A 22,810-nucleotide genomic window follows, 5' to 3' on the forward strand; every position below is an offset into this window, starting at 1 on the left:
GTTGCTCCTCCTTATAACTCCTTAATCTCCGCTCGATCTTGGGTTTTACTAATTTTCCCCTGACGTTTTTTCAATTCTGTTTCCAAATCCCCTAAACTAATTCCTTCTTCCACTAGTAAAACCGTTAAGTGATAAATTAAATCTGCACTTTCAGCAATTAATTCTTGCTTATCATGATTTTTAGCGGCAATAACAACTTCCGTCGCTTCTTCGCCAACTTTTTTAAGAATTTTATCTAATCCCTTTGAAAATAAATACGTCGTATAAGAGCCTGCTTTAGGCTTACTTTTCCGTGCCACAATTTCTTCATATAACTCATTTAAACTATTCATGTCCATCAACCTCTCTGATTTTCTGAATAAAACAACTTCGAGAGCCTGTATGACAAGCTACCCCCACTTGATCAACAGCGATTAATAGGGTATCTCGATCACAATCCAGCTGAATACTTTTAACCCGTTGAATATGCCCACTGGTTGCTCCTTTATGCCACAATTCCTGACGCGAACGGGAATAAAAGCAAGTTTCATTCGTCACCAAAGTCTGTTGATAACTTTCTTCATTCATATAGGCTAACATCAGCACGTCTTTCGTCTGATAATCGGTAATAATAGCTGGGACAAGTCCTTTAGAAAAATCTGGTGTTACCATCGAACCGCCACCCCTTCTTTGTTTAGTTCTTGTTTAATATCATTAATTGCCAGCTCTCCATAATGAAAAACAGAGGCCGCCAATGCGGCTGAGGCTTCTGTTTGCTGAAAGACGTCGATCATATGTTGGACATTGCCGCAGCCACCTGAGGCGATCACAGGGACTCTGACAGCCTCTGCTACTGCCTTGGTTAAAGGAAGGTCATAACCATCCTTCGTCCCGTCACCGTCCATACTGGTTAACAAGATTTCGCCTGCCCCAAGGGACACCGCTTTTTTGGCCCAGGCAATGACTTCCAAACCTGTATCAACGCGCCCCCCTTGACTAAAAACATGCCAAGATTGACTGGAATCATCGTATTTCGCATCAATTGCTACTACGATACACTGATTGCCAAATTTTTCTGCCCCCTCTTGAATCAATTCAGGGCGTTTAAGGGCTGCTGAATTCAAGGAAATCTTATCCGCTCCTGCTCGCAAGAGGTCGTGCATATCATCCACTGATTGAATGCCTCCCCCCACCGTCAAAGGGATAAATACTTCTGCAGCAGTTTCCCGAACCACTTCCACCATGGTTTTTCGCTCTTCCACTGTGGCCGTGATATCCAGAAAAACCAATTCATCTGCCCCGGCCTCCGAATAGGCTTTGGCGATTTCAACTGGATTGCCAATATCTTGTAAATCAACAAAATTAATGCCCTTCACCACTCGGCCTGCCGTAACATCCAAACAAGGAATAATTCGTTTGGTTAACATTATTCCCCCACCTCCACCACGTCAGCCATTGATAAATTCCCATTGTATAAAGCCTTGCCTGTAATCACACCATAAACGGCTAATGCTCTAACTGCTTCAAGATCCTCTCGGGAACTAATGCCGCCAGAAGCAATTAAATTTAAATGTGGGACTTGTTCAGCAAGCGCCTTGAGCTGTTCTAAATTTGGCCCTAATAAGGTGCCATCCTTGGCGATATCTGTAAAAATCACCGTTTCAACACCTAGTTTTGCCATTTCCGATGCCACAGTCAGATAATCTTGATCCGAGACTTCTAACCAACCACGAGTGGCAACCAGACCATCTTTCGCATCGATTCCCACAGCGATTTTCGCTCCATAACGGTGAACAGCTTCTGCCACGAAAGCCGGATCTTCCACGGCTTTTGACCCAATAATCACACGGGAAACCCCAGCCTCAAGATAGGTGCCGATCTGTTCCATTGACCGAATACCTCCACCTACCTGAATAGGTATAGGGCTATTGGCTAGGATTCCTTTTATCACCTGTAAATTCGTCAAATCACCACTTAGGGCACCATCTAAATCAACTATATGGAGCGCTGTTGCGCCTGCATCAACAAAGGCCTTAGCCTGCTTAAGAGGATCAGGATTCACCACTGTCTCTTGAGCAAAATCACCTTGATAAAGACGGACGCATTGTCCATTTTTTAAATCTATTGCCGGATACACAATCATGCTTCCACCACTTTCTTAAAGCCATTTAACAATGCCAAACCCACTTCACCACTTTTTTCAGGGTGAAATTGAGTGCCATAAACATTGCCATTCTTAACCACTCCTGGTACTTTAACACCGTAATCACTGAAACTTAAGACATACTCCGCAGAACATGCCACGTAATAGGAATGAACGTAATAAACAAAATCACCAGCCCTTCCATTTACTAATGAATCAGCCGTCGGCTCCAAAGAATTCCACCCCATGTGGGGAATTCGCAGCCTTGAGTCACGTGGAAAAGGAACTACCTTACCAGGAATTAACCCAAGACCAGCCGTCTCACCATATTCCATGCTGTAATCAAAAAGCAGTTGCATGCCTAGACAGATACCTAAAAGCGGCGTTCCTTTGGCCACTGCCTCTAAAATAGGGACAATCAAACCACGCTCCTTTAAGGCAGCCATCGCTTTGGGATATGCCCCAACACCTGGTAGTACTAAGCCATCGGCCTTCAAAATATCCTCTGGCTTTTCAGAAATCAAGGTCGCCATGCCAATTTTTTCAAAAGCCTTACTTAAACTTCGAGTATTCCCTGTATCGTAGTCAACGATAACAATCATCTACAGCACTCCCTTAGTTGAGTTGACCCCTTTAATATTCGGGTTGATCTCAATCGCCTGCCGTAAAGCTCGACCAAAGGCTTTAAACAACGCCTCAATTTTGTGATGGGTATTTTTCCCATACATAACTTTCATATGCAGATTCATCTCCCCGTTAAATGCCACCGCTTGGAAAAATTCCTCAACTAATTCGGTGTCAAAGTCACCTAGTTTGGGATTGTCAAACTCCCCATCAAACACCAGATAGGAACGACCACTTAAATCCAAGGCAACAAAGCCTAAACTTTCATCCATGGGGACATACTCATTGCCATAGCGATTAATGCCAGCCTTATCCCCTAAGGCTTCCTTCAAACATTTGCCAATAACGATTCCCACATCCTCAGCTGTGTGATGACCGTCAACCTCCAAGTCACCATCAGCCTGACATTGAAAGCTAATCCGACTGTGGCGGGCAAACAAGGTCAACATATGGTCCAAAAACCCAATCCCTGTCGCAATTTCGCAAACAGGATCCGCCTCATCCAAGCCTATATAAATCTTAATTGATGTTTCCGCTGTTTGTCTTTCCAATGATGCCTCTCTCATGCGTTTTCCTCCTCAAATCTAACTTGAATGGCCCGGGCATGAGCCTCAAGGCCTTCTTCACGGGCAAGGATCATGACATCGTCTTTTTCCTCTGCCAGTGCTTCTTTTGTATAGGAAATAAAAGCCGTCCGCTTCACAAAATCTTCCACTCCTAATGGTGAAAAGAAACGAGCTGTCCCACTAGTTGGTAAGACATGATTGGGCCCCGCCAGATAATCCCCTAAAGGTTCAGACGCATAAGCTCCCAGAAAGACGGAGCCGGCATGCTTCACCCGACTTAAATGGGACATCGGATCTGACAACTGAATTTCCAGATGCTCTGGCGCAATCTCATTCATCAACTCAAACTGACTTTCCAGATCTTCCACAACAAAAATTGCCCCGTGGTTATCAAGGGATTCTCTAGCAATGACTTCTCGCGGTAAGCTGGTTAATTGACTGGCCAACTCCTTCTGGACCTCTTCAGCAATTGCCTGACTAGTCGTGATTAAGATGGCTCGGGCTAACACGTCGTGCTCAGCTTGAGACAACAGATCAGCCGCAATAAACCCGGGATTCGCCTCTTTATCGGCCAAGACTACCACTTCTGAGGGACCCGCAATCATATCGATGGCTACAGTTCCAAATAAAATCTTTTTAGCCGTCGCCACATAGACATTCCCCGGCCCAACAATCTTGTCAACTTTTGGAATTGTCTCCGTACCATAAGCCAAAGCAGCAATGGCTTGTGCTCCACCAATCTGATAAATTTCCTCAATGCCACAGAGTTTAGCCGCCGCCAACAATCCCGAAGGCAAGCCCTCAGGTGAGGCCGGAGTGACCATGACAATCCGCTTGACACCTGCGATCTTAGCCGGTAAGGCATTCATTAAAACAGAAGAGGGATAACGAGCCGTTCCACCTGGCACATACAAACCCACCGTTTCAATCGGCAAAATTAATTGCCCACGAATGACCCCTGCTTTTTCAGCATCAACAAAGCCATTACGCTTTTGCTTTAAATGAAAAGACTCAATATTGGCTTTCGCCGCTTTAAGGGCCTGAATAACCTCAGGTGCAGTTTCCTGATAGCCTTTCTCAATCTCAGCCCCGTCTAATTTCAATTTATCCAAAATCACTTGATCGAATTGCTTCGTATAAGCAACTAGTGCCTGATCGCCCTTTTCCTTAACCTCTGCAACAATCGCTTTCACTCGATTCTCAATCGTCTTATCTTCCTGACTATTCTTCTGCCGCGATAGATAAGCCTTTAACTCCGTCATTGTTCCGCTAATAATCTTCATTGAGATCCTCCTTTCTTCTGTTGAATATGACCTTCCAACTGATCGACTAACTGACAGACCGCTTGCTTGTTTCGTTTTAACGAAACCCGATTAACAATTAAACGAGTCGAAATAGGCATCATCTCTTCAAAGATAATCAAGCCATTTTCCCGCAAAGTATCACCAGTCTCCACAATATCCACAATTGCATCGGCCAGTCCTAACAAAGGCGCAATTTCAACCGATCCTTCGATCTTGATGATTTCAATGTCTTCACCCTTCTCCTGAAAATAACGAGCCGCAGTATTAGGGTACTTCGTGGCAATGATCTTTCGTCGATAATCTTGAGTTTCATATGATAGGATCGACGCCACACAAAACTGACATTTCCCTATTTCTAAATCCAACATCTCATAATGCTCATTTTCATCTTCATATAAAACATCACTGCCAACTATCCCGATATCAGCAACTCCTTGTTGGACATAAGTCAACACATCCACTGCTTTAACTAAAATAAATTCATAATCATCATAAGGACTTTCAAATACTAACTTTCGTTTCTTATTACGGAGAAACTCACAATTAATGCCGACTTCTTCCAACAGGTCGATGGTTTGCTGCTCAATCCGGCCTTTAGTTAAGGCTATCTTCAATTTACTCAAAATCCCCGCCTCCTTCCAACAATTCGCTGATCCCCGTTTGAGACACCCAAACAACCCTTGGAATTTGCCACTGTTGCGCATGTTTTAAAGTGGCCGATACATCATGATGCAAACTCAAGCTGCTAAGTGGCTCTCGCTCAAGTAACTCTTCTGCCACTTTAAGACAATCGTCCTCAAAATGAATCAAGGTTTGAATGCCTTGAGGCTTCCGTAACTCACCTTTGCGTTCCTTTATGTAAATAATCCGGTCTAAATAAAAAACCAAGCCCACTGCCGGCACCGGATCAGCTGAAAATTCAGTCAATAACTTATCGTAACGACCACCACTTAAGAAACAATCAGGGGACTGGTCCGTGTAGCCCTTAAACGTTACACCGGTGTAATATTTAAACTCTTGAACCAACCCGATATCAACAGTCAATGGCTGCTCTGGATAAAGCTGCTTCACTCTGTTAATCAACACCTCAATCTCAGTAATAGCTGCCAATATCCTTGAATTTGACGTTAAACAGGCCACCTCTTTTAAGATATCTGCCGTACCAAAAAGTCGCGGTAATTTGGATACTAATGGATATAACTCATATTCTTGATAATCAATTAAAAAAGTCTGCATGCCTGGGGAGTTTTTACTTTGCAGTAACCATTTAAACTGTTCTTCATCTTTACCTGTCAATGCTAATTCTGCCATAATCGTTTGAAAAATAGCTGCATGACCGAGCTCAATCTGAAAATCAGTTAAGCCACTTTTTTGTGACAAAGCAATGGCATTTATTAGACATTCCATTTCAGCTTTTAAAGAATCATAACCGATTAATTCCATACCAGCCTGAAGTTGCTCGTTATACTCACCTGAATGTCCTTTATTAACGCGAAACACTTTGCCACTATAAGAAAGCTGGACAGGTGGTATGACCCCTGTTGTGCTAATAACCCTGCCGACAGGCAACGTCATGTCTGGACGTAAGACAACGATTCGCCCCTGGTCATCAAAAAAGCGATAGCGAGATGTGGCTTTTTGAGCCATGCCATCAAACACTTCTTCAAACTCAATCAAAGGGGTTTCAATGCGCTGATAACCGCGCCCCTCGAAATGTCGATTAACCAAAGTTTCAAGCTGATGGCTTTGACTGGCCTCCTTAAATAATTTGTCTTTCGTGCCATTTGGCAAGCTACGATTCCATTTCATCATGTCACCCCTCGTTAAAATTAGATTAAAAACAATTGAATTTAAAATGATAGAACTCACAGAATATTATGTCTATCCTAGCAATTATCGCGACTAAAGTAAACTGTTTTGCGAATAAAAATTCAAATTTTGCTGAATTTCAGCATATTTTTGTGACTTTTTGCCAATTCTAAGGAACCTAGTGGTATAATTTATAAAAATAGATGATTGGGTTGGAGGTTTTTATTAATGAAGAAAGATGGTCACACTCATACAGAATTTTGCCCCCACGGCAGTTTTGAGCCTGTCGAAAAAATGATCCAAAAAGCGATTAAACAAGGATTTAAAGAATATTCGATTACAGAGCATGCCCCCTTACCACCAGACTTTGTTAATGATTATGCAGGAGAGCTCTCTGGTCTTCAAACTGCCAGTATGGCATGGAACGATTTGTCTCTCTACTTCAAAACTATGGAACACTTACAGTATCAATACGCAAGTGACATCAAGTTGAACATCGGTTTTGAAATGGATTATTTACCTTTATACGAAAACTGGACCAAGGATTTTCTGACTGAATTTGGGCCACGAACTCAAGATGGTATTTTATCGGTGCACTTTCAAGAAGGTAAAGCAGGTTGGTGGTGCCTCGATTATACGCCTGAGGAATTTGAAAAAGGATTAGTCTCCCATTATCAAAATTTCCCAGCTATCTACACTGGTTATTACAACCTAATCGAGCAATCTCTGAATGCCGAATTAGGTCCTTATAAACCAAAACGACTCGGTCATCTGACACTCATTCAAAAATTTGAACAGTATTTTCAAGAGGATACTGCTTTTACTCAGACTAATCAGCAGCAATTGACGTTTCTTTTAAGGGATATTGCGAAAAACAATTATCAGTTAGACTTCAATACCGCTGGTTTAGACAAACCTTTTTATCAGCAAACTTACCCTTCAACGGGAATTTTCAAAGATGCCCAAGCCTTAGGCATCCCCTTTGTATTCGGTTCCGATGCTCATAGTATTGCCGAAGTCGGCAGACATTATGAAGTCTTTCAACCCCTTTAAGCTTTCTCAACCTGCCTTAAAGCCAAAGAAACCACTGCCAAAATTGGCAGTGGCTTCTTTCTAATAGCGATAATGAATGGTTTTTTTATACGTCTCATATAACTGTTGATTGAGTGTATCGCCACCATCTAAATTAGCGGAATAAAAAATCGGTGGATAAGTCATCCCATTAGCAACAAGCCCTTGACAAACTTCTACAACGATTCCATTTAAAATTGTTGCCCCAATAACCGTTGAAGAAGGACCTACCCGCTGCTCAATCCCTACTATTTCGCAAGCACCATCCCCAATATCGCCATGGTTATCAATCACAATATCACTGACATTGTAGAGCATTTTCCCCGATGGATGACGGGAAGTAGTTGATTTGGAGTACCTCATATTGGTAATCGAAATCACCTTTGCTCCCTGTGATTGGGCAACCATGGCCAATTCAATCGTCACAGGGTTACGCCCTGAAACAGAGTGAAGAATCAGAATATCATCTTCTTTAAAATCAACTTGATTGGCTAACACAGTGCCATAACCAGGTAGTCGTTCCATCTGACTGGTCAAGGTGATTGGCTCATTGTCCAACATAATTTCTTTACCGAAAATCGGGTTAATGGTCATCAACCCCCCTGCTCGGTAGAACATCTCCTGAACCAAAATTCCTGCGTGACTTGCCCCAAAAATATAAATCGACCGACCTTGTTCAATGCCTTCAATTAATAATGCTGTAGCTTCAGCCATTGCTGGGGCTTCTTCTTTCTCTACCACTTTCAATAATTCATTAATTTTATCAAAATAATGTAAACCCATGATTTCACCTCATTAAAAGATAGATGCAAGTAATTTAGCTAGCGGTCCAAATAGTGAAAAATCATTCCCGCCAAAAATTAATAACCAATTGGAGATCGTCCCACTAAACATGGCCACCGAAACACCCATCAACAAGACCATCACAATTGACGCAGTAATCGTTCCAATAATACTGCCTCTTAAGCCCCCTTGTCCTTCGCCGATTACGGCTGCTGCCCCACATTCGAAGAAACTAGTGATCACCAGCGGTACCAGTAACACACCGAACATATTGGTAGCATTTGCAACTACAATCATCACCGTTGACGTAATCATTGCCACAATAAACCCTATAATAACGGCATTTGGTTTGTAATTGAAAATAATCGGGCAGTCAAAAGCCGGAATCGCATTGGGAATAAGCTTTTCCGATATTCCTTGAAAGGCAGGAATAATTTGATTAATCAGCATTCTAACGCCATATAACATAACCAGTAAGCCAGCCCCAAACATTAAACCATTGTTAATAGCTGTCATAACAAGATTTCCCCCCTCTTCAACAAGAGAAGGAATCAACAAACCAATAACGCCGTACATCAATGCGATGACAATTCCGCCTGTTACAGATATTTCCCTAAAAAATGAAAGACTTTTTGGCACATTAATATCTTCCGTCGAACGCTCTTTATTTCCTACGCGTTTGGCAACAAAACCAGAAATTAAACTTAAAAAACCTGTGGGGTGACCTAATAGGAAACTCTTGTCCCCAGTAGCATCCCAAACATATTTGCGTAAGATCCAAGGCATAACCGACCAATATAAAGCCGAACAAACAGCACCAAAGACAATTAAAGGAAGCCCACTCATCCCTCCTTCAACACCTGCGGCCACAAAAACAAATGGGAACCACCATAACATATGACCAGTTAAAAAGATTGTTTTAATTGGCGTAAAGCGTGCAATAGCCAAATGCAAAATCAAGCCTAAAAACATTGCCAGACCCACATCACCACCATGAGCAGCCGTAAAGGTGATGTCATTCAACCCTTCCGGGGTAGCGCCTCCATTTGTTAAAGTAGACTGGAAGGCTACATTAATTGGGGCAATAGTGCCCACTAACATCTCAACCCCTTTATTTAAAATAACCATGCCAAAAGCTGCTGATAAAGACCCTTTAATAATATCTGAAATATTTTTCTTTTGTACAATCAACCCCAGCGCCGCGATTAACCCAAGCAGAACTGGTGGATTTTTAAGTATATTATTCGCAATAAAATCCATCTCATTTTCCTCCATTTTTTTCTGACCTTTACGTTCACAGTCCGATAAGCCACTCGTCACTGTCCCCTTGAACTAAAAATCCTAAACTCTTATAGCTATTATCATCACTCAAATCTTGTAGTGAATTATCGTAACCAACATGCTTAAGAGTTTAGACCCCTACCCTCGTGTCTCTAAATAGGCTTCCAAGGCCGTTTTAACTTCGCTTAAATCCATGTATTTTTTAATCGGATAAATTGGCGACTTAGTTGATCCCTTCAGCTCCTCTAGCAATTCATTGCTGGTAAAAATAACATCTGCTTGAGTCCCTTTGGCACTGCTAACATCTGTATTTTCAACCTCTGCCTCAATACCTAGTTCAGCTGCGGCTTTTTGTAACGTCATTTTCAAAACCATTGATGAACCTACGCCAAAACCACATACGGCTAAAATTTTCATCTTATTCCACCCCCTTTCACAGCTTTTCTTAGAGAGACCCTCGACTAATGAACTCTTCAATTGTCGTTAATAATCTTTAGGATTTCTTCAACATCACCCCTTAAAAATGTGTCAAACAATTCTTTATTCATCAGAATTGTCGTAATCTGAGCCAGTGCCCCGATATGAGCTTGGTTATCGATGGCTGCTAAAATTAAAAATAGCTTAACAGGTACACCCGCCATATCGACTGCTTGATCTGTGATTAACAACGACATGGCCATCTCCTTAACCCCTTCACCTGCCTTACTGTGCATGAGAGCAAAATAATCTGTTAAGACCATATAGGGTCCATTGACTAACACATTTTGTTTCATATTTTCAACGTAACATTCCTCAATTGCCCCCTCACTGACTAAAGGCTGACTGGCCATCTCCGTTGCTTCTTCCCATGTGGAAACTGACCTCACATGTTTAATCCGTTCCCTCGTTAATAATTTGTTTAAATCTGATTGTGCCATTTTCTTTTAACTCCTTTGAACGTTATCTTAATCATAGGTATCATCCAGTAAAATACTGTGATATATCTGTTGACTCTTCTGCTTAAAAATCTTTTCGACAGTCCCACGATCATAAATCATTTTAAACACTCTCATCAGCATTGGCTCAATATGAGCCACATCCTCTTTGGTGATGGCTAACATGATTACCACGTCGATGTCTTCATCGCCCCAAGGAATTTTACGACTATTAACAACGATTTTGACCTTTGATCGATGAACAAAATGAGGATTACCATGAGGGACCGCCACACCATTACTGATATTCGTTGGCGCTAATGACTCCCTGCCAAAAATCGACTGGCGAAAGTCCGGCATTACCTGGCCGTCTTTCTCCAACTCACTACATAAAAAATCCAATACACCCTCTTTGGTTTGGAACTCTTTTGTCACATAGATATCGGCAACTTGTAGAACATCTGAAATCAGCGAACTCTCAGAAACTAAGGAAAGAGGCTCTTTAAAATTGTCACTACGCTCTATAAACCAATCCCCATATTTATCCAAAATCATCTTGACATCTCGTTGAGTTAAAATTGGTGATACCTTGATAATCTTCTTATCAGGAACAGCCAACGTAATTGTCGAAATAATAAAATCAAAAACTGACAAATCTTTGTCTTCCAATTGACCCAATGATAACGTTTCATAGCTTTCAATATTCGGCAATATCTGGCGAATTTGGCTTGCCAACAACGAGGAGGTGCCAAAACCATTTGGACAAACAAATAAAACTCTTAAGGTTTGACGTTTCCTTTCAATGGCTGCCTGAAAATGAACCATAATAAATGCGACTTCATCCTCTGACAGATTAATTGCCAGTTCCTTTTCCAAATCCATCATCACAAACCAAGTCAGACCGTACATCACACTGTATTTAGACTTAATCACCTCTAATAAGGGATTTTTAATTTGAATATCGTGCTGAATTCGATAAATCATTGGCATAATATGACTCACCAGCCCCTCATGTAAAAGCAAATCATCACGCAAATTAACCCCCATAGAGACTGACATTTTAACAATCGCTTCTCCAATTAAATGCTGATAGTGGGCATTAGTATTCACTAAAAAGGTCACGGGTTCGACACCGCTAGCTATCAGAATTTTGTTTAAATAAAGCAAATCGCTTTTCGAAAAGCTAAACCCTGTTTTTCCTTCAACTTGTTCGGCTATTTCTAAAGCAAACAAATAAGTCGTCATTTCCCTTAACTGTTCGAAAGAATCTACATCAAGGAGACCTTCCAAGCGTTGTCCTACCAGCCCCCGACAAACTAAACTAATCAACGCTGTTTGAATATTCCAAGCGTTTTGTTCATTCATTTGAGTTTTAATCCTTTTTAAAAAGGCCGTGTGAATGTCCAGTAAGTCGTTGACTAAAGCCTCGTCAAAAAAATAACCATACAACTGTTTCAGCAAACGATCATCTCCTGATTGGCTCCGAGCATAGTCAATCAGAAAGTGACGGAGTACTTCCTGAATCTCGTACTCGTCTCCTTTAAAAGTCGTACCTTGGTGATCCATTGTTAAAGGTGCTTGACTGACCTCAAAATATTTCCTTACTTGCTTCATATCCGCCGCAATCGAACTCCTGCTGACAAAAAACTGGTCTGACAATTGCTGGTAGGAAATCGTCTCATTTAAAACAAGTAACTTTTTCATAATTGCTAGCTGACGACTGTCTGTTTCAGAAAAATCAACAAGGCCCTTGTATCGCTCTTGAGCGAATCGTTTAAGATTCTCTGAGCTACCTGCGATTAAGTAATCCTTATCAGACTTAGTCAGGTTTAAGTGATAGTCAGAAACAATCATGTTCCTCACTTCTTGCAAATCATTTTGAATGGTTCGTTTTGATACCTTATACAAATCTGCCCATTGACTCAAATCAGTCACTCGACCCGTTTCAGCTAAGGCTATCAGCATTTCTTGCATTCGCTTATTCTTCATTTTCCACCTCCTCCAGTTATCTTAAGGTTTAATCATAGTTTACAATGCTTTACTTATTCTTGATAGAACAAAGCTCTACCTTCATTTTGGTAAAATATCTGAACAGCTACTAAATTAATCCAGATTAATCGGTCTCCTTTCCTTGGATCAAGTCTAATTTGGCAAACAAAAAAACAAGTTACCCCATTGGATAACTTGCCTTTACTATTAGTTAGCTTTAACGAACTCACTTGATTGATCCCCAGCTTGTCGACCAAAAATAATTATATCCGCTACAGCATTACCACCAATTCTATTTTGTCCATGAAGACCACCAGCAGCTTCACCCGCTGCATATAAGCCTTTAATCGTAGAACCGTCTTCTTTTAACACTTCAGTTTTAGTATTAATCTTCACGCCCCCCATTGTGTGATGGATACCTGGGGCAATTTTTATCGCATAATATGGACCTTTGGCTAAATCATTGTCCATACCCGTTTCACGATTAAATTCGCTATCTTTTTTGTCTTTGACACTTGTATTCCATGTATCAAGTGTTTTGGTTAACGTTGCTGGATCCACATCAATTTCCTCAGCAAGAGCGGCAATCGTGTCACCTTTTTTAACAAAACCTTGTTTGTCATAAAAATCAATTGCTGTGACGCGTTCCTTAACACCTGCATCAAAGACTAAATAAGCGGCTTTTTCTTTCAAACCGATAATAGCAGCAGACACTGTATCACGGGTTTCCAATTCATTGATAAATCGTTTGCCCTCTTGTGACACTAGAATTGCACCTTCACCACGAACCGCTTCCGTAATTAAGAATGAAGTCTCTTGCTCGACAGTTGGATGAATTTGGATCTCCTTCATATCAACTGTTGCCCCACCTAATTTTTCAATCATTTTAATGCCATCGCCTTGACTACCGTCTTGATTGGTTGTGACAAAACCTTCAAGATCTTTATTGTAATCTGTTACCATATCAAGGTTAGCACCAAAACCACCTGTAGCGACAATTACAGCCTTGGCATTGATTTCTTTTTTATCTTTACCATTAAAGTCCACTTTAACTCCCGACACAGCACCATCTGTTTCAACAATTTCTTTCACATCGGCATCTGTGAATAAGGGAATTTCACGTTCGTAGACATTACGTAATAACCCATCTACTAAGTATTGACCGACAGCAGAGCCATCTGCTGGACGATGCGTCCGTTTGACACTCATTCCACCAGTCGTTGTCAAATTACTCAATTCAATTCCCATTGAATCCAACCAATCAATAGCATCTGAAGAATGATCAACAAAATAATGCAATAATTCTTGATCGTTGGTTCCTTTGCCACCTTTAAGGGTTTCTTCAAAAAACAAATCATTTGTATCTTCGATTCCTTCGGCTTTTTGGTACTTCGTTTCAGATGCGTTCATCCCCGCTGACGCTTTAACCGTATTACCACCTGCGACTGGCATTTTTTCAAATATAACAGGATTCATCCCTTTTTCTTTTGCTTCGATTGCTGCTGCCATACCGCCACCACCAGCACCTACAATCACAACATCATAACTGTCTTTCAATTCATCTAATGACGTTTTTTGTTGTTCAGACGCGCCTGATGTCGCATCTGTTTTCTCAGACGTTTCTTTTGTTGCCGTCGAAGCTTTATCGGGCTTACCACAGCCACCGGCTAACATCATGATTGATAACAATGAAACTAACCCAATACTAAATTTTTTCATCTAAATTCCCCCTAGTCTGCACAGCTTGCTAATCCCTTAATTGATTGTAATGATCAACCAGTTCATATCAACCATACATCTTAGCTTGATTTTTACCACCGGCTCAACTCAAGCTTAATTCTTTAGTTGTTTCTTTCACAATTACATCTTAACAAAAAGATTGTGAAACATCAATCATGTCTACCAATATTAATTGCTTTCTCATAAGGAAACGCCTTCCATTAAGTTCCTTTCAGAAAATTTTATTAATTAATACCTTGGAGGTTCAGACTTTTCGATACCGCCTATTGGATGCTATACTATATAATAGTGATTCAGATTTTTTCATAACACCATTCTTATTCCGCTCTTTGGCTAACACTATTAGGAGGTCTTATATGTATCAATTTGCACAAAGTTTAATTATTGAAAAAGATATTGCCCGCAAAGTTAGTTTGCTAGAATTTTTAACCAATTCTGACATTGTAACGGTTAAAGAAATTGCCGACCAAATCGGGGTGTCCCCTCGGACAATTTCCTCGGACATCCAAAGTTTGCGAGACTCCTTACCCGAGGGCTGGCAAATTGACTCCTTAGGTAACTCTGGCATCAAATTATCACGGCAAGCTGAGGTTCCCATTTCAAGTTTATGGGAGGATTTAGTCGAACAGTCCATCAGTTTTCAACTGCTCAAGTTTCTTTTTCGTGGTCACAAACAGGCTAGCAGTGCCCTTGCCGCGGAACTCGGCACGTCGACTGAGAGTTTACGACGACTGATTACCTTTTTAAATAAGAAACTTAGTCCCTACCAGTTAAAAATCTTAACCAAAAATCAAGTGACTTTAGTTGGCTCGGAGGCAGATATTCGCATCTTTTATCACCGCTTGCTGCTACCTTTCACCCATGCTAATTTCTTTTTTGATGATTATCCCATACATGAAAGTTTTTATCATCAATTTCTGAGAGCTTTAGATCGTGATCAAATTGGCCCTTCAGTTGAAAGTATCTGGGGGATTTGCTGGTATTTCATTAACACCATTCGGATAAAAGCCAATTGTCGAATAGACATTGACGATACCCATATCAATGACCCGCTGTTTCAGCTCTTCTCCCCCTATTTGACACAACTCTATCATCAAGAAGGGATTTATCTGGACGGCGAAGAAGGTTTTTTTGCCTTTTATTGCTTTATTGAAAGCTGGAATTTTAGCGAAGTGCCTCCGATTAAAACAGAAACCTTTGTCCGTCAACATTACCGAGAGTTGCAACAATCCTGTGATGTCATCGTCGGTCAGTTAGCCACTGAATTACGTGTGGAATTGACCCAAACCTTTTTCTCAAAAAATTTGCTGTTACTCTTTCTAAAATACACCGAATCAATTAGCTTGTCAGAAAAATTTGTTTTGGCCCATCTGGAAGTCTTGAATTACGGCAAACATAATTATGCTAGCTATTGGCAATTGTTGGCAAATCATCTAGCAGCTTCACCTTTCTATCAGACGTTGGTTTACCCAGAGCACTTTATTAGTTCCGCTGTTTTACTCCTTGCCGAAGCTATTAGTCAAGAAAGCCGGGCTCGTCGCCATATTTACTTCACTTATCAAGGTGAACCTGCCTGGAAGTCCTATCTAGCCAATGAATTGAATGCTATATTTGGCGGACGAATCTCTTTAGCCTCAGTAGAAATGGAAGAATTACTAAGGAAACAATTAGATGAAGAAGACATCATTGTCACCAACCATCCCATTGATCAAGCCTTAATTAATAAGGTCTTTTATATTTCGACCATTCCCACAAAAAGTGAAATTAACAGTATTAAAGAACACTTCGCTCATTTATATTTTTCAGGTTTATAGCAACATAAAAACAGGAATTCCATTTCGTATCTGGAATTCCTGTTGTTTTTAGGCGATATCTGATGCTTCTTTTAATTGACTAATCTTTCCAACAATCCATTTCGTCGTAGCTTTCTCAAGTTCAACTGCAATGAAGATAATTATCCCAATCGCTAAAATTAACCCATGTTGTTGCATAGATAAACCAGTTGTCCCAATCACTCGTTGAACCATTGGCACATAAATCACAATCAGCTGCAAGACAGCTAGTATTCCAAGAGATACCCAGATTGAACGATTGGTCAAAATGCCTTTATTTAGTGAAAAATCCGATAACTCACGGCAATTGACCATATAAAAAGCTTGAGAGATGGCGATACTTTGTAATAAAATTGTTTGTTGAACCGCCGGTGAATCAAACTGGTACATCAGCACAAAACCAAGACCGGTAATCATCAGTGACACATAGAAGATTCTAAATACTGCGTAAGCAGATAAGATATTCTCTTTCGGATTACGTGGAGAACGCTTCATCGTGTTTTTATGAGCAGGCTCAAAGCCTAACGCATATGACAATGTGATAGTTGTTACCATATTTAACCACAATATTTGAATCGGGCTCAATGGCAAAGGATGATTGGTTAGCAGTGCCACAATGACAACCAACCCCTGAGCTACAGCTGTTGGTAAGAAGAAATTGATGGTCTTTTTTAAGTTGTCAAAAACACGACGACCTTCTTTAACTGCCTTGGAAATTGTCGCAAAATTATCATCTGCTAACACCATATCAGCTGATTGTTTAGTTACTTCACTTCCTTTAATTCCCATAGCCACGCCAATGTCGGCTTTTTTCAAGGCAGGGGCATCATTTACACCATCCCCTGTCATACCAACCACTTCACCATTGGCTTGTAGCGCTGTCACAATCCGTAGTTTATGTGCGGGAGTCGTTCTGGCAAAGATATCGTGAGTCTTGACTTGTTGCTGCAACTCCTCATCGCTCATGCCATCTATTTGATAACCTTCCAGCCCATTTTTAACATGCTTCAAACCAATTTGTTGACCAATCGCTGAGGCCGTGTCGATATGGTCACCAGTAATCATCTTAACTTGGATACCTGCCGCTAAACACTCGGACACAGCTTGAATTGCCGACACCTTTGGCGGGTCAATAATTCCGACAATCCCCACTAGAGTTAGTTCTTTTTCAATACTTTCATGGGTTAGTTCGCCACAATCAGGTGTTAAGATCCGATAGCCAAAAGCCAATACTCGCTGCCCTTGCTTGGCTAAGTCGCTAGCCGAATCATGCCAAAACTCACTGCGGAATTGACTAGTTGTCCCTGTTTCAGTACGCTCTTCTTTCGTTGCAAATTGAAACAACACATCAGGAGCACCTTTAACGAATAGAACCTTCTGGCCAGCAACCTCATGGATCGTTGCCATGTATTTATGTTTTGAATCAAAGGGAAACTTATTCAACGTTGCCAGACGTGGCACTTGATACGTTTTAGAAAAGTGTAACAACGCAGTCTCAGTCGGATTGCCTTTGACTGAATCAAGCTCTTGCCCTTCGTCCAATGTATCCTGACAATTTTCCATAATACTCAATAATCGCTCTTGATTCTCAAGTCGATTTTGACTAACTTCAATCGCCTCATCAGCCGTTACCACCGATACCACTGACATTTCATTTTTCGTCAAGGTGCCTGTTTTATCAGAACAAATCACCGTCATGGATCCCAAGGTTTCAACAGCAGGCATGCTTTTGACAATCGCTTGCTCCTTAGCCATTCGACTGACACCCATTGACAAGATCATCGAAAGTACAGCTGGTAATCCCTCAGGTACAACGGCTACAATCAACGCGATAACTGCTGAAATTAACAGATTTAATTCCATTCCGTAACGAAAAGAAGTGAAGAAAAGTAAGAAAACACTTAAAAACATCAAACCTTTAAAAATCTGCTTATTTAATGTATTCATCTTACGTAGCAAAGGTGTTTCCTGTTTCGGAACAGCCTGGAGAGCTTCATTAATCTTTCCAATTTCTGTCCCATCACCTGTTGCTACAACGATGCCAATCCCCGTCCCAGACTGAATTTGAGTACCTGAAAACGCCATGTTTAGCTGGTCACCAGTTGTTGCCTCACCGATTAATGCTTGATGACTCTTCTCAACTGGCAACGACTCGCCCGTTAAAATCGCCTCTTCAATCACCAGTTGGTGAGTCTCGACTAATCGAGCATCCGCAGGAACGATATCACCTGATTTTAAGACAATCACATCACCGACAACAAGTTCTTCTGATCCAATAGTCAATCGTTGTCCCTCAGATAAAACCGTGGCTTCAGCACCCAGTAATTGACTGATGCCATTAAGTGACTCTTCTGCCTTCTTCTCCTGCCAATAGCCGATTAAAGCATTGATAATGACGACTGCAAAGATGATAATCATCTCCGCATAATCCCCGGTTATCGCCTTTAAAACGCCCGCAATCATCAGTATAATCATCAGTAAATCCTTAAAATGCTTGGCAATTTTTTGCCACTCTTTTATCTCTTGCTTGCCTGTTAATTTATTTTCACCGTCTTTAGCCAAACGTTGTTGCCGATCCTCTTGAGACAATCCTGTTGACGAACTTTTTAACGTCTCATAAATTTCACTAATTTTCACTTGATACCATTTCATCGAATCCACTCCTTCTAAGTTAAACACTTCTTGAAATTTCTTAGCTCTTATAGAAAAACAGAAAAGTTGAGGTGGGGTTCACGTCAATTTTTATCTTTTCCTGAAGAGCTAACTCGCAAAGCTTGTGTTGATTACTTACTTAGTATAGGATGAAATGGGCGCTGCTCCGTTGCAACTTTTTCATAGAGCTCTGCAAATTTTCAGGAATATTCCGTGAGAATAAAAAAGAGCTCATCATAGCTCTTTTCATTTTTTTATAATTAACCTAAAACAACTGCCCTTGTTCCACCTGATAAGGTTCCTGATAGTCGCGAATAATGCTAGACATGGTCATTGACACGTTTAACTTATCACACAATTCCTTCATCCGTTGCTCCAATTTCTGATGGTTTGGACTTTGACAATAATACTGATTGTCATACACCTTTTTATACAACCTTAATTTTTCGGGATAATACTTCTTTAAAAATGCAAAATAGTAATCACGTTGACGGTCTCGTAACGTCATGCCAAACAGTGGATAGACATATCTAGCTCCTCTTTCGTAGGCTGACTTAATGACGGATTCAACTATCGGCCAACTGTCAGTCAAATAAGGCAGTACCGGCATCAACATTACCCCAGTATAGATTCCTGCCGCCGATAATTTTTCCAAAGCTGACAGTCTTTTTGAAGGTGGGCTAACATAACGTTCAAGTTTTTGCCCTAACTGCTCATCAACCGTACAAAAGGATAAACTGATAGCCACAGGAGAATGTATTTTCAGGGCTTGAAACAAGTCGATATCTCTCGTAACCAGTTCGCTTTTAGTTGCCAGAGAGACACCAAAACCATGATGGTTAAACAATTCCAAAGACTGTCTTGTCAATAATTCCTGACGTTCAAAATAGTTATAGGGATCTGACATCGAACCAGCTCCCACCACGCCTTTCTGCCGCTTACTCTGAAGTTCTTGATTTAGCAATTGGCTGGCAGAGGTCTTCCCTCGAACTTGATCAAACTGATCGATTTGGTAGCACTCGCTTCGAGAATCGCAATAAACACAACCATGATGACAGCCCTTATACACATTCATCGTATAATCAGTCCCAAACCACTCCCTTGTTTTCGTCTTCATTAAAATAGTTCTCGCTTCAATATATTCCATCCCACTCACCTCATTCCTATTATAAAGTCTACCACTGTGACAGAGTCAATCCCTAAGATTAGTGAACTAACAACTAGTCCCAAGGCCCACGTAAATAATCCATTTATCACTATTAATACCTGAGACTGATTGTAATCCGGTATAACTATTGATAAACTGAAATCAGTACTAGATAGTCAGACATAAAATTGAAAGTGTCTTGAATTATATCACTATATACCTGTGACATACTCATCAGTTATAAACATAAACTAAACTCATTATTGGTTAATGACGATGACTGCTGAAACAATACATTTCAATTGTTTGACAGAATATTTAGAGAAGAGAAAGCGAGGAGTTAGGATGAAATACGAATTAACAGCTGGAACTGCCTTTCCATTGGTAGAGATTATCTTGGATCGTGGTGAAAAAATCAAATTAGAACGAGGTGCCATGGTTTATCACAATGGTCAAATTCATCTAGAAGGCAAAATGAACAGCAATGGAAAAGCTGGCATTGGAGGCGTTTTAAGTGCCTTGGGTCGCTCCATGACAAGTGGCGAAAGTTTCTTTATCTCGCAAGCAAGCGGACTGGAAGATCAGGCTAAAATTGCGATTGCACCACCATCTGTCGGTTCGATTCGCGAACTGGAAGTCGGTGATATCCACTGGCGTTTAAATACAGGTGTTTTCTTAGCTTGTGACGACAGCGTGACATACAACATGAAAAAACAAAAATTAAGTGGCGCTTTATTTGGCGGTACTGGTGGCTTCTTCGTCATGGAAACCGCTGGTCGTGGCTCTCTTTTAGTTACAAGTTTTGGTGATCTAGTTGAATTGGACCTTGATGGACAAATTCCTTTTATTATAGATAATGAACATGTCGTCGCTTGGGAAGATTCTCTAGATTATGATATCCGCGTTGCTTCTGGTACTTTTGGCTTTACTACTGGTGAAGGACTTGTCAACGAGTTTCACGGTCGGGGTAAAGTACTCATTCAGACCCGTAACTTACAAGGGTTAGCCGGTGCTCTGGCAAAATTCATCCCGTCATCAAGCGGTAGTTAATCAAAACACCTTCTGAGCATGCTCAGAAGGTGTTTTTTATTCTTTAACTCGCTTCTCCATCTTCAATAACCATTCCTTCCGCTTTAAACCACCGCCATACCCACCTAATTGACCATCACTATTAATCACCCGATGACACGGAATTAAAAGTGACAACTGATTGCCTCCATTAGCGCGAGCCACAGCTCGGCTTGCATTTGGATCACCCATTCGAAAGGCCAATTCCTTATAACTGATAGTCTGCCCCATCGGAATACGACACAACTCAGCCCAGACACGTTGTTGATAAGTTGTGCCGAATGTCGTCACAACTGGAGTCTCAAACTCCTTCAATTCTCCCTTGAAATAAAGACCCAACTCCCAAGTAATTCGCTTAATCGCTGGGTTAGTTCCAGGCACAAGTGCCACACCCAATTTCTTTCGTAAGGTGTCGATTTCTTTTTCTAAGCCCCGCCGATCAACAAACTCTAATAAATACAGACCTTGATCATCCGCAATCGCTGTCATCGGCCCAAGAACTGTTTCTATCCATGCTATTGTCAACACCTTGATAGCAGCATTGTCTTTCGGCACTACTCCCATAAAACTGGAAAAAGCATCACGAAACCCATTACCTGAATCAAAACCAGATGCCAACTGAGTCTCAATGATTGTTTTACCATTACGAATATGATTAAAAGCTAAACCAAGCCGGCGAGCCCTTGAATATTCAATAAAGGTCATACCAAAATGAGTTTTAAACTGCCGCCGAGCCGTATTAGCACTGATCGACAACTGATCAAAATCACGATCAGTCCATTTTCTCTGAGGGTTTTCCTCGATGGCTTCAATCAATTTTTTTACCGCCGGCGACAACGTACTAGGTGTGTTGAGAGGCTGACACCTTTTACAGGGTCTAAATCCTGATAGAGTCGCCTCTTGAGCTGTTTCGAAAAATTGACAGTTTTCCTTTTTAGGCTTTTTTGCTGGGCAAGTTGGCCGGCAAAATACACCGGTAGTTTTAACCCCAACATAAAAAGTTCCTTCATAATGAGAGTTTTTTTCTATCAACATTTGATAATATTTATCAATCACTCTTTGTTCTTTAATCATTTGACATCACCTCACTTAATTTTTTAGCTAACTGGTTCTGATGGTCTAGATACGTGTGAGGGCCTGTGCTAATACGCTTAACCCCAATCTGATGCCACTTTTCTCGGGAGGATTTGCCCTCAGCCATTATATTAATCGGGAGAGGGACCTCATTTACCACTCTTTCAACAATAGCAACATCTGTTGTTCCTGGAATAAAAAAACCGTCTGCCCCAGCCTCTGCATAAGCCCGCCCCCGCTCAATGACTTCTTCTACTAATCCTTGGTGATTTGTCCCTTGAAAAAAGACATCGGTACGAGCATTGAGAAAAATCTCTACTTCAAGCTGACTAGCCACCTCTTTAATAAGTCGAATGCGTTTAACCTGTTCCTGAATTGGCCAACGTCCTGACCCATCTCTCAGTAGCTGATCTTCAAAATTAAGACCACTAATTCCCGTCCTAATCAGGTGTTCTGCATGGTGGCCAAGTTCTTTTAATCCACTGCTATAAAGCCCCTCAGCATCAAGGGTAACAGGTAAGGTCGTATTACCTACTAAGCGCTCTGCCAGCCAAACCACATAACTAAATGGCACCTCTTCCCCGTCATTATACCCCAGACTTTGAGCAACAGCATAGCTACTTGTTCCAATAACTACCGCTCCTTGTTTCTCAATAAGTTTGGCTGAAGCCACATCCCAACAATTGGTTAGATAGAAAGGTTCTACTTGAAAGTGGCTGTCCTTTAAACGCTTAAATTGATTGATCATTTGATTTCCTCATTTCCATTAATCTATCATTATCTTACTAAATAACTGACCATGAAAAACCAGATAAATTAACATCAATCTAAAAA

Annotated in this window: 22 protein-coding genes; 3 read left to right on the forward strand and 19 right to left on the reverse strand. The window is 41.0% G+C overall.

Features of this window, described 5'->3' with window-relative positions; all coding sequences use genetic code 11:
• Positions 1–11: 11 nt before the first annotated feature.
• From hisE to hisZ, 9 genes are read right to left on the reverse strand one after another with little or no spacing between them, the layout of a single operon-like run.
• Positions 12–332 (reverse strand): phosphoribosyl-ATP diphosphatase, encoded by a 321-nt coding sequence (gene hisE, locus RWN13_RS13905; RefSeq protein WP_314064765.1) that lies wholly within the window; start codon positions 330–332, stop codon positions 12–14.
• Positions 325–651 carry a phosphoribosyl-AMP cyclohydrolase gene (gene hisI, locus RWN13_RS13910; RefSeq protein ID WP_314064768.1) on the reverse strand — a complete coding sequence of 109 codons (327 nt, stop codon included), beginning with the start codon at positions 649–651 and terminating at the stop codon, positions 325–327. Before hisI ends, hisE begins: the two co-directional genes overlap by 8 nt.
• A complete protein-coding gene (hisF, locus tag RWN13_RS13915) occupies positions 645–1,406 on the reverse strand; it encodes an imidazole glycerol phosphate synthase subunit HisF (protein ID WP_314064771.1) in 762 nt (253 codons plus the stop codon). Before hisF ends, hisI begins: the two co-directional genes overlap by 7 nt.
• Positions 1,406–2,122 carry a 1-(5-phosphoribosyl)-5-[(5-phosphoribosylamino)methylideneamino]imidazole-4-carboxamide isomerase gene (gene hisA, locus RWN13_RS13920; protein WP_314064775.1) on the reverse strand — a complete coding sequence of 239 codons (717 nt, stop codon included), beginning with the start codon at positions 2,120–2,122 and terminating at the stop codon, positions 1,406–1,408. Before hisA ends, hisF begins: the two co-directional genes overlap by 1 nt.
• Positions 2,119–2,724, reverse strand: a complete 606-nt coding sequence (hisH, locus tag RWN13_RS13925; RefSeq protein WP_314064778.1) for an imidazole glycerol phosphate synthase subunit HisH — start codon at positions 2,722–2,724, stop codon at positions 2,119–2,121. Before hisH ends, hisA begins: the two co-directional genes overlap by 4 nt.
• Positions 2,725–3,312, reverse strand: coding sequence for an imidazoleglycerol-phosphate dehydratase HisB (hisB, locus tag RWN13_RS13930; protein WP_314064780.1), 588 nt, complete (start codon positions 3,310–3,312; stop codon positions 2,725–2,727).
• The gene (hisD, locus tag RWN13_RS13935) at positions 3,309–4,595 is read right to left on the reverse strand and encodes a histidinol dehydrogenase (protein ID WP_314064783.1); all 1,287 of its coding nucleotides are present in this window, start codon (positions 4,593–4,595) and stop codon (positions 3,309–3,311) included. The genes hisB and hisD overlap by 4 nt, the downstream gene beginning before the upstream one ends.
• Entirely contained in the window at positions 4,592–5,239 is a 648-nt protein-coding gene (gene hisG, locus RWN13_RS13940; RefSeq protein WP_314064786.1) for an ATP phosphoribosyltransferase, read from the reverse strand. The genes hisD and hisG overlap by 4 nt, the downstream gene beginning before the upstream one ends.
• On the reverse strand, positions 5,232–6,428 hold the full coding sequence (hisZ, locus tag RWN13_RS13945; protein ID WP_314064789.1) for an ATP phosphoribosyltransferase regulatory subunit: 1,197 nt from the start codon (positions 6,426–6,428) through the stop codon (positions 5,232–5,234). Before hisZ ends, hisG begins: the two co-directional genes overlap by 8 nt.
• 225 nt (positions 6,429–6,653) lie before the next feature.
• Here hisZ and hisJ point away from each other — a divergent pair, with 225 nt between their 5' ends.
• On the forward strand, positions 6,654–7,478 hold the full coding sequence (gene hisJ, locus RWN13_RS13950) for a histidinol-phosphatase HisJ (RefSeq protein WP_314064791.1): 825 nt from the start codon (positions 6,654–6,656) through the stop codon (positions 7,476–7,478).
• 60 nt (positions 7,479–7,538) lie between these two features.
• Here hisJ and RWN13_RS13955 read toward each other — a convergent pair whose 3' ends face one another.
• From RWN13_RS13955 to RWN13_RS13980, 6 genes are all read right to left on the reverse strand, one after another.
• Positions 7,539–8,279: an SIS domain-containing protein gene (locus tag RWN13_RS13955; protein ID WP_314064794.1), complete on the reverse strand. Its 741-nt coding sequence runs from the start codon at positions 8,277–8,279 to the stop codon at positions 7,539–7,541.
• 12 nt (positions 8,280–8,291) lie between these two features.
• Entirely contained in the window at positions 8,292–9,539 is a 1,248-nt protein-coding gene (locus RWN13_RS13960) for a PTS ascorbate transporter subunit IIC (protein WP_314064796.1), read from the reverse strand.
• 159 nt (positions 9,540–9,698) lie between these two features.
• The gene (locus tag RWN13_RS13965; protein ID WP_314064799.1) at positions 9,699–9,977 is read right to left on the reverse strand and encodes a PTS sugar transporter subunit IIB; all 279 of its coding nucleotides are present in this window, start codon (positions 9,975–9,977) and stop codon (positions 9,699–9,701) included.
• Between the two features lie 56 nt (positions 9,978–10,033).
• Positions 10,034–10,477 (reverse strand): PTS sugar transporter subunit IIA, encoded by a 444-nt coding sequence (locus RWN13_RS13970; protein ID WP_314064800.1) that lies wholly within the window; start codon positions 10,475–10,477, stop codon positions 10,034–10,036.
• 27 nt (positions 10,478–10,504) lie between these two features.
• Positions 10,505–12,463 carry a BglG family transcription antiterminator gene (locus RWN13_RS13975; protein ID WP_314064802.1) on the reverse strand — a complete coding sequence of 653 codons (1,959 nt, stop codon included), beginning with the start codon at positions 12,461–12,463 and terminating at the stop codon, positions 10,505–10,507.
• A gap of 207 nt (positions 12,464–12,670) precedes the next feature.
• Positions 12,671–14,182 carry a flavocytochrome c gene (locus RWN13_RS13980; RefSeq protein WP_314064803.1) on the reverse strand — a complete coding sequence of 504 codons (1,512 nt, stop codon included), beginning with the start codon at positions 14,180–14,182 and terminating at the stop codon, positions 12,671–12,673.
• Between the two features lie 377 nt (positions 14,183–14,559).
• On the opposite strand from RWN13_RS13980, the gene RWN13_RS13985 reads away from it, so the two are divergent.
• Positions 14,560–16,017 (forward strand): helix-turn-helix domain-containing protein, encoded by a 1,458-nt coding sequence (locus RWN13_RS13985; RefSeq protein ID WP_314064807.1) that lies wholly within the window; start codon positions 14,560–14,562, stop codon positions 16,015–16,017.
• Between the two features lie 48 nt (positions 16,018–16,065).
• Here the strand turns inward: RWN13_RS13985 and RWN13_RS13990 are convergent, their stop codons facing one another.
• Both RWN13_RS13990 and RWN13_RS13995 read right to left on the reverse strand, forming a co-directional pair.
• Positions 16,066–18,687, reverse strand: coding sequence for an HAD-IC family P-type ATPase (locus RWN13_RS13990; RefSeq protein ID WP_314064809.1), 2,622 nt, complete (start codon positions 18,685–18,687; stop codon positions 16,066–16,068).
• 265 nt (positions 18,688–18,952) lie between these two features.
• A complete protein-coding gene (locus RWN13_RS13995; RefSeq protein ID WP_314064811.1) occupies positions 18,953–19,834 on the reverse strand; it encodes a radical SAM protein in 882 nt (293 codons plus the stop codon).
• Between the two features lie 345 nt (positions 19,835–20,179).
• On the opposite strand from RWN13_RS13995, the gene RWN13_RS14000 reads away from it, so the two are divergent.
• Positions 20,180–20,884 carry a TIGR00266 family protein gene (locus tag RWN13_RS14000; RefSeq protein WP_314064813.1) on the forward strand — a complete coding sequence of 235 codons (705 nt, stop codon included), beginning with the start codon at positions 20,180–20,182 and terminating at the stop codon, positions 20,882–20,884.
• A gap of 36 nt (positions 20,885–20,920) precedes the next feature.
• On the opposite strand, the gene RWN13_RS14005 is transcribed toward RWN13_RS14000, so the two are convergent.
• Both RWN13_RS14005 and RWN13_RS14010 read right to left on the reverse strand, forming a co-directional pair.
• Complete coding sequence (locus tag RWN13_RS14005) at positions 20,921–21,976, reverse strand: trifunctional transcriptional activator/DNA repair protein Ada/methylated-DNA--[protein]-cysteine S-methyltransferase (RefSeq protein WP_314064815.1); 1,056 nt, start codon at positions 21,974–21,976, stop codon at positions 20,921–20,923.
• Positions 21,969–22,724, reverse strand: a complete 756-nt coding sequence (locus RWN13_RS14010; RefSeq protein ID WP_314064817.1) for an isocitrate lyase/phosphoenolpyruvate mutase family protein — start codon at positions 22,722–22,724, stop codon at positions 21,969–21,971. Before RWN13_RS14010 ends, RWN13_RS14005 begins: the two co-directional genes overlap by 8 nt.
• Between the last annotated feature and the right edge of the window lie 86 nt (positions 22,725–22,810).

This window comes from uncultured Vagococcus sp. (assembly GCF_963518325.1).
Taxonomy (GTDB): domain Bacteria; phylum Bacillota; class Bacilli; order Lactobacillales; family Vagococcaceae; genus Vagococcus_D.

Bases quoted from the DNA above. Each gene is read 5' to 3' on its own strand.
- hisA (WP_314064775.1), bottom strand. From the start codon at position 2,122: ATGATTGTGTATCCGGCAATAGATTTAAAAAATGGACAATGCGTCCGT.
- RWN13_RS13965 (WP_314064799.1), bottom strand. From the start codon at position 9,977: ATGAAAATTTTAGCCGTATGTGGTTTTGGCGTAGGTTCATCAATGGTT.
- RWN13_RS13970 (WP_314064800.1), bottom strand. From the start codon at position 10,477: ATGGCACAATCAGATTTAAACAAATTATTAACGAGGGAACGGATTAAA.
- RWN13_RS13980 (WP_314064803.1), bottom strand. From the start codon at position 14,182: ATGAAAAAATTTAGTATTGGGTTAGTTTCATTGTTATCAATCATGATG.
- RWN13_RS13955 (WP_314064794.1), bottom strand. From the start codon at position 8,279: ATGGGTTTACATTATTTTGATAAAATTAATGAATTATTGAAAGTGGTA.
- RWN13_RS13975 (WP_314064802.1), bottom strand. From the start codon at position 12,463: ATGAAGAATAAGCGAATGCAAGAAATGCTGATAGCCTTAGCTGAAACG.
- hisZ (WP_314064789.1), bottom strand. From the start codon at position 6,428: ATGATGAAATGGAATCGTAGCTTGCCAAATGGCACGAAAGACAAATTA.
- hisD (WP_314064783.1), bottom strand. From the start codon at position 4,595: ATGAAGATTATTAGCGGAACAATGACGGAGTTAAAGGCTTATCTATCG.
- RWN13_RS13990 (WP_314064809.1), bottom strand. From the start codon at position 18,687: ATGAAATGGTATCAAGTGAAAATTAGTGAAATTTATGAGACGTTAAAA.
- RWN13_RS14000 (WP_314064813.1), top strand. From the start codon at position 20,180: ATGAAATACGAATTAACAGCTGGAACTGCCTTTCCATTGGTAGAGATT.
- RWN13_RS14005 (WP_314064815.1), bottom strand. From the start codon at position 21,976: ATGATTAAAGAACAAAGAGTGATTGATAAATATTATCAAATGTTGATA.
- hisB (WP_314064780.1), bottom strand. From the start codon at position 3,312: ATGAGAGAGGCATCATTGGAAAGACAAACAGCGGAAACATCAATTAAG.
- hisJ (WP_314064791.1), top strand. From the start codon at position 6,654: ATGAAGAAAGATGGTCACACTCATACAGAATTTTGCCCCCACGGCAGT.
- hisE (WP_314064765.1), bottom strand. From the start codon at position 332: ATGAATAGTTTAAATGAGTTATATGAAGAAATTGTGGCACGGAAAAGT.
- RWN13_RS13960 (WP_314064796.1), bottom strand. From the start codon at position 9,539: ATGGATTTTATTGCGAATAATATACTTAAAAATCCACCAGTTCTGCTT.
- hisF (WP_314064771.1), bottom strand. From the start codon at position 1,406: ATGTTAACCAAACGAATTATTCCTTGTTTGGATGTTACGGCAGGCCGA.
- RWN13_RS13985 (WP_314064807.1), top strand. From the start codon at position 14,560: ATGTATCAATTTGCACAAAGTTTAATTATTGAAAAAGATATTGCCCGC.
- RWN13_RS14010 (WP_314064817.1), bottom strand. From the start codon at position 22,724: ATGATCAATCAATTTAAGCGTTTAAAGGACAGCCACTTTCAAGTAGAA.
- hisI (WP_314064768.1), bottom strand. From the start codon at position 651: ATGGTAACACCAGATTTTTCTAAAGGACTTGTCCCAGCTATTATTACC.
- hisH (WP_314064778.1), bottom strand. From the start codon at position 2,724: ATGATTGTTATCGTTGACTACGATACAGGGAATACTCGAAGTTTAAGT.
- RWN13_RS13995 (WP_314064811.1), bottom strand. From the start codon at position 19,834: ATGGAATATATTGAAGCGAGAACTATTTTAATGAAGACGAAAACAAGG.